Source organism: Exiguobacterium sp. TNDT2 (genome assembly GCF_003331145.1).
Lineage (GTDB): Bacteria > Bacillota > Bacilli > Exiguobacteriales > Exiguobacteriaceae > Exiguobacterium.
This window is the reverse complement of record NZ_QLVE01000001.1, coordinates 297,530-304,488: the sequence shown is the minus strand read 5'-3', so window position 1 is coordinate 304,488 and position 6,959 is coordinate 297,530. Positions and strand designations below refer to the sequence as shown.

The window sequence follows — 6,959 nt, the reverse complement described above, 5'->3', positions numbered from 1 at the left end:
CTCTTGAAAATGACGAAGCTTGCGCTTCATTCAAAAATGGTAAAACATTTTTGCCTCATCGTTCAGTTTTCAAAGTTCGTCTGCCGCTCTTAGCGACTCATTAATAATAGCACCTGCTCTACTATTCGTCAACTATAAAAATAAAATATTTTAAAAGAATAAAAACGTGGTGTGTTCTCGGTCGCCACTATATAGAAGAAACACACCACAAGTTATTGGAATGCAATGATTCGAACTTCATTTGAACGAGTCAAATCGTACATTTCTTGCGCCGGTTCAGATATGACAATCGGTTGTTCGACGTTCGGTGTATAGTTACGGATTGTACCTCGAACCCCACTACTCAACAACACGGTTCGACCGACTTCATAAAATCCAAGCAATGTCGCTAAAAGGGTAAGTGCTTCCCCATCGTAAGCTTCATTTTGCCACATATAGAAATATGCCTCTTCCGGTGTCAAAGCGTCTCGAAACGTTCGTGGGGCTGTCAACTGACAAAATCGATCTGCCACAATGAACAGCGGCGAGGCCGGATGGAGCGACCGCTCCTCGAGACGATTCGGAAAGCCAGAGCCATCAAGACGCTCATGGTGTTCCGCAACCAATTTACTGACGCGCTGGCGCAACGTCTGATCTTGAGGCAACATCGCCATCGATACGAGTGGATGTTGATACAATAACTCTCGTTCCATTTTTGTGAAATAACGCATATGCGACCATTTACGAATTTTTGCGTAGCTGGCGTCTGCAAAATACGAGGCGATGCCGTAGTCGAACTGGAGTCGATGTTCATCCCCCCGATACTTGGACAATGTCCTTGCAACGAGTGCGCGATAAATCGCATGATGAATGACGTGATTTTTTCGAAGTGGTTGTTTCGTGAAAAATGTAACGATAGCTGATAATGGATAATCATGACGAAACAATTGATGGATAAATTCTAAGGCTTCATAGGGATTCGGAGCAATTCGTTCCTCCCATTGATTATAGTGACGTTCATATTGGAGGATCTTCTCACACAAATCGCGTTCTTCTTCTTGCGTGAAGCGACGACATTCCACAGGAGCAACTTCAATCGTCTCCACTTTTAAAAACCGAAGCAAGCGTAAATGTTCATTCGTCAGTCTAATGCCAGCCTCTAATGAAGAGACCGATGTTTTTAAGACCATCCCTACGTGAACGTTTGAAATAGCGAGTCGCATGCTCATCCCTCCTGATCGTATGAAAAAAGGTCGAACGGAAGCTCCGCTCGACCTGTTTCGCCTTATTCGGTCACTTCAGACGATAGGTCGGTTTCTGGTGCTTCACCATCAATTCCATTCTCCATCTCATCTGCTGATTCCTCTTCTAGCTCATCTTTTTTCAATTTTGCGATGGTCGCTAAGCGATCGCCGTTCTCGATGTTCATCACTTTCACACCGCGTGTACTACGACCCATTTGCGAAATCGTTTGTGCGTCAATTCGAATGGCGACACCGAGCTCGGTCATGAGCATGATATCGTCGTCCTCATCCACGACTCGCATACCGACGACGGTACCGCGGTCGGTCTTGATTCCGATGATTCCAGAACCACCTCGACCTTGTGTACGGAACTGCTCCATTGCGGTACGTTTTCCGTAACCTTTTTCCGTGATGATCAACACGTCTTGGGTCGGGCGCACGATTTCCATCGAAACGACTTGATCATCGTCCTTTTTCAATCGGATGGCACGAACGCCGCGAGCCGTACGGCCCATTGAACGCACTTCCCCTTCAAGTGGGAAACGAATCGACATCCCTTCACGCGTCACAATCAACATCTCGTCATCGCTCTTCGCAAGACGGACAGTAACTAACTCGTCCGTGTCATTCAAGCTGATGGCACGAAGTCCGTTTTTATTGATACGAGCATAAGCCGAAAGCGGTGAGCGTTTGACGAGTCCTTGCTTCGTGATAAACACGAGCGACAATTGCTCGTCTGCCACTTCTGCTTCCGAATCTTCACTTCCATCCTCAACAATCGCTTTGTCTGCCAAGTAGCTATTGAAGTCGACCGGAATCATCGTCTCTACTTTCTCGCCTTTATCGACTTGCAACAAGTTGATAATCGGCATCCCTTTCGCAGTCCGGCTCATCTCAGGAATCTCATAGCCTTTCAAGCGGAAGACACGGCCGAAATTCGTAAAGAAGAGAATCGTATCATGCGTCGAAGCTGACAAGAGACGTAACACGAAGTCCTCGTCGTTCGTACCCATCCCTTGCTTGCCTCGTCCGCCTCGACGTTGCGTACGATATGAGTCGCTCGGGATTGATTTGATATATCCTTCGCTTGTGAGTGTGATCATCATGTCGCGAACCGGAATCAAGTCTTCATCCTCTAGCTCGATGATATCGGTACGAATCACAGTACGGCGTGCATCACCGTAACGTTCTTTGATTTCGGTCAGTTCATTGCGAATGATGTCGAGAAGGAGTTCTTCATCCCCTAAAATCGCACGCAATTCTTCAATCAATGCACGAATCTCACGATACTCGCCTTCGATTTTCTCACGCTCAAGTCCAGTCAAACGTTGAAGACGCATATCGAGAATGGCTTGTGTCTGTTCAGTCGACAACCCGAAACGAGCAATCAATTTCTCACGAGCCTCGTCACCAGTCCGTGTACTGCGGATGATGGCGATGACTTCATCCAAATGATCGAGTGCAACGCGCAATCCTTCAAGGATATGCGCACGCGCCTCAGCCTTGTCGAGGTCGAATTGTGTCCGACGACGGACGACTTCTTTTTGGTGCTCAATGTAGTAATAAATCGCCTGTTTCAAGTTGAGCGTCTTCGGTCGACCTCCGACGAGGGCGAGCATGTTGACACCAAACGTCGTTTGCATTGGCGTTTGTTTATACAAGTTGTTCAAAATGATACTGGCATTCGCATCGCGGCGTACTTCAATGACGACACGCATCCCGTTACGGTCTGATTCGTCACGAAGGTCCGTGATGCCTTCGATTTTCTTGTCGCGTACCAAATCGGCAATCTTTTCGACGAGTCGCGCTTTGTTCACTTGATACGGGATTTCATGAACGAGAATGCGCTCACGGCCATTTTTCAACACTTCGATCTCAGCTTTGGCACGCATTGTGATCGATCCACGACCCGTCTCATAGGCGCGGCGAATTCCGCTACGTCCTAAAATCTCACCAGCCGTCGGGAAGTCAGGTCCCGGGATGTGCTGCATCAACTCAGAAATCGTGATATCCGGATTATGCGTCAATGCAAGCACCCCATCAATCACTTCGTTCAAGTTATGCGGCGGTACGTTCGTGGCCATCCCGACCGCAATCCCGCTCGTTCCATTAACCAAGAAGTTCGGGAACCGGGCTGGCATGACGACCGGTTCTTTCTCTTCCCCGTCAAAGTTCGGTTGGTAATCGATTGTATTCTTCCCGATATCACGGACGAGTTCCATCGCGATTTTCGACATCCGCGCTTCTGTGTAACGCATCGCTGCCGCCGAGTCACCGTCAACAGAACCGAAGTTTCCGTGGCCATCTACGAGTTCGTAACGGTAACTAAAGTCTTGCGCCATCCGAACCATCGTCTCGTAAACGGCAGAGTCACCGTGCGGATGATACTTACCGATAACGTCACCGACAACACGCGCCGACTTCTTATGAGGCTTATCGGCACGAATCCCGAGCTCGTTCATCGCATAAAGAATGCGGCGGTGAACCGGTTTCAGACCGTCTCGTACGTCTGGAAGGGCACGTGACACGATAACGCTCATCGCATAGTCCATGAACGAGGTGCGCATCTCTTGGCTAATATTTATATCCTTGATATTTTCTTGTTCTGCCATTCGTTATTGCCTACCCTTCTTTTTAAATATCGAGGTTTTTCACGTAATGCGCATGTGATTGGATGAAATCACGTCGCGGCTCGACATTGTCACCCATGAGCGTCTCAAAGATCTCATCCGCCTCAATGGCGTCTTGAAGGTCGACACGAAGCATCGAGCGTGTCTCTGGATTCATCGTCGTGCTCCACAGTTGTTCAGGGTCCATCTCACCAAGACCTTTGTAACGCTGTACACTGTAACGAGCATTTTCTGGAAGCTGTTTAATCGCTTCTTGCAGTTCCCGTTCATTTTGGACGTAGGTGACGTCTTTTCCGTGCTTCAAGCCGTAAAGTGGCGGTTGTGCGATATACACATAGCCGCTTTCGACGAGCGGACGCATATAACGGTAGAAGAACGTTAAGAGCAGTGTCCGAATGTGGGCTCCATCGACGTCGGCATCGGTCATGATAATCAATTTATGGTACCGCGCCTTCGCGAGATCGAACTCTTCCGCGATCCCAGTCCCGAGCGCCGTAATAATTGTACGAACTTCTTGGTTGGCTAAAATCTTATCGAGTCTCGCTTTTTCGACGTTAATGATTTTACCTCGAATCGGCAAAATCGCTTGGAAGTGACGATCGCGACCTGATTTTGCAGAGCCACCGGCCGAGTCACCCTCAACGATGTACAATTCAGACTTCGATGCATCTTTCGATGAACAGTCTGCTAGTTTCCCAGGCAATGAACTGACTTCGAGGATTCCTTTTCGGCGAGTCATTTCGCGAGCACGTTTCGCCGCAAGACGAGCACGTGCCGCCATCAAGCCTTTGTCGACGATCAATCGACCGACAGATGGGTTCTCAAGCAAGAATTGCTCGAACGTGTCCGTGAAGAGCGAGTCTGTCGCTGTACGAGCGTCAGCGTTGCCAAGCTTTGTCTTCGTTTGACCCTCGAACTGTGGCGATGGGTGTTTGACCGAGACAATCGCCGTCAATCCTTCACGTACGTCATCCCCTGACAAGCTTCCATCGGCTTCTTTCATGAGACCGAAGCGTTTTGCATAGTCGTTGATCGAACGAGTGAGTGCCGTTTTGAACCCTGTCTCGTGCGTTCCGCCCTCGTGGGTCGGAATGTTGTTCGTGAATGAATAGATGTTACTCGCAAATCCTTCGTTGTACTGAAGCGCGATCTCAACTTCAATCCCATCCTTCGTCCCATGTACATAGACAGGCTCATCGTGGATTGAGGCTTTTGAGCGGTTCAAATGTTCAACGTATGACTTGATTCCGCCCTCGTAATGATAGTTGCGTTCAATCGTCTCATCACTGCGCTCGTCTTTTGCGACAATGCGAAGCCCTTTGTTCAGGAAGGCAAGTTCGCGCAGACGTGTGGCAAGTAAATCAAAGTCATATTCGAGCGTCTCCTCAAAGATATCGCCGTCCGGGAAGAAACGGACAGTCGTCCCCGTCGTATCAGTCGTACCAACGATTTCGAGTTCACCTTGTGGGACACCGCGTTTGAATGATTGGTAGTAGACGTTGCCGTTACGGCGAACGAATACTTCAAGTTTCGTCGACAAGGCGTTAACGACTGAGGCCCCGACGCCGTGCAAACCGCCTGAAACTTTATATCCGCCACCACCAAATTTACCTCCGGCATGAAGGACGGTGAAAATGACTTCAACGGCTGGACGGCCCGTTTTCTTTTGAACGTCGACCGGGATCCCTCGTCCGTTATCTTCAACAACGACCGAATTACCTGGTTCTACTGTGACCGTAATCGTGTCACAGTGTCCGGCGAGTGCTTCGTCAATCGAGTTGTCGACGATTTCCCATACCAAGTGGTGGAGTCCTCGTGAGCTCGTCGAACCGATATACATCCCCGGGCGTTTGCGAACAGCTTCTAATCCTTCAAGTACTTGAATCTGATCGGCACCATAATCTTGCATTTGTTTTTCGTTTTCGTTACTCATCGGTTTCATTCACCTACTATATATGAATTGGTGTTCATATGGATTGGTCTTACTTCATACAGATTCTGTTTCAACTTCGCCCTGTTTCACGTGAAACACCTTTGCTTGTTGAATCGTTTCGTGAGCGATCCCATCAATATTGGTTGTCGTGATAATCGTTTGGACTTTTTGGCCCATCGTATCGAGCAGATGGGTTTGGCGATGGTCGTCTAATTCAGATAACACGTCATCTAACAAGAGCAGCGGATATTCCCCGACCTCTTCGTGAATCAGTTCAATCTCCGCTAGCTTTAAAGACAAAGCCGCTGTGCGCTGCTGACCTTGCGAACCGAACGTTTGGACATTGCGATTGTTGACGTACAACTCAAAATCATCTCGATGCGGACCAAATAACGTCACACCTCGTCTTCGTTCGTTCTCTCTTATTTTATCAAATTTTCGACGATACGTTTCAAACATCGCATCTTTTGGGTAACGTTCTTTTTGGAATGTATCCGATACGTACTGAATCGTCAGTGTCTCCAAGTTTCGCGTGATGCCGGCGTGAATCGGTCCGGCCCATTTTTCGAGTTGATCGATGAAATGATGGCGCCGTGAAACGATTTTCACCGCAAGCTCAATCATTTGATCGGTGAGTACCTCGAGCAGTGTCTCATCCCCGCCTTTGATTGAGAGCTGTTTCAACAGGGTGTTTCGTTGCTTTAGCGTCTTCAAGTACTGGTTTAATTCATGTAGATAAACAGGACTCACTTGCCCGATCTCCATATCTAAAAACCGACGTCGTCCTTGTGGGCTGCCTTTGACGATGGCGAGGTCTTCTGGTGCGAACAGCACGACGTTGAAGGCCCCAACGTAGTCGCTGAGACGACGTTGTTCGAGATGGTTCAATTTCGCTTTTTTCCCTTTCGGTGAAAACGTGATCGATTGGACCGTCTCACCGGTCCGTTTGTGAATCCGTCCTTCGACCATCGCAGCATCCGCTTCCCAGCCGATTAGTTCACGGTCTTGCGTCGTCCGATGTGACTTCGCGAGCGCAAGTACGTAAATCGATTCGAGTAGATTCGTTTTCCCTTGGGCATTTTCCCCGATGAGAACGTTCGTCTGTTCTGAAAAATCTAGCTCGAGGGTTTCGTAGTTGCGGTAGTTTTGCAATCGGATCGACTTTAAGTGCAC

The 6,959-nt window shown here is 48.6% G+C and carries 4 protein-coding genes; all 4 read right to left on the bottom strand.

Annotation, left to right across the window (positions count from 1 at the left end; genetic code table 11):
• Positions 1 to 212: 212 nt before the first annotated feature.
• Positions 213 to 1,202: an HD-GYP domain-containing protein gene (locus DPV68_RS01625; protein ID WP_114165097.1), complete on the bottom strand. Its 990-nt coding sequence runs from the start codon at positions 1,200 to 1,202 to the stop codon at positions 213 to 215.
• Positions 1,203 to 1,264: 62 nt separating this feature from the next.
• Positions 1,265 to 3,835: a DNA gyrase subunit A gene (gyrA, locus tag DPV68_RS01620; protein ID WP_114165096.1), complete on the bottom strand. Its 2,571-nt coding sequence runs from the start codon at positions 3,833 to 3,835 to the stop codon at positions 1,265 to 1,267.
• 22 nt (positions 3,836 to 3,857) lie between these two features.
• Positions 3,858 to 5,786: a DNA topoisomerase (ATP-hydrolyzing) subunit B gene (gene gyrB / locus DPV68_RS01615; RefSeq protein WP_034780293.1), complete on the bottom strand. Its 1,929-nt coding sequence runs from the start codon at positions 5,784 to 5,786 to the stop codon at positions 3,858 to 3,860.
• Positions 5,787 to 5,840: 54 nt separating this feature from the next.
• Positions 5,841 to 6,959 (bottom strand): DNA replication/repair protein RecF, encoded by a 1,119-nt coding sequence (recF, locus tag DPV68_RS01610; protein ID WP_114165095.1) that lies wholly within the window; start codon positions 6,957 to 6,959, stop codon positions 5,841 to 5,843.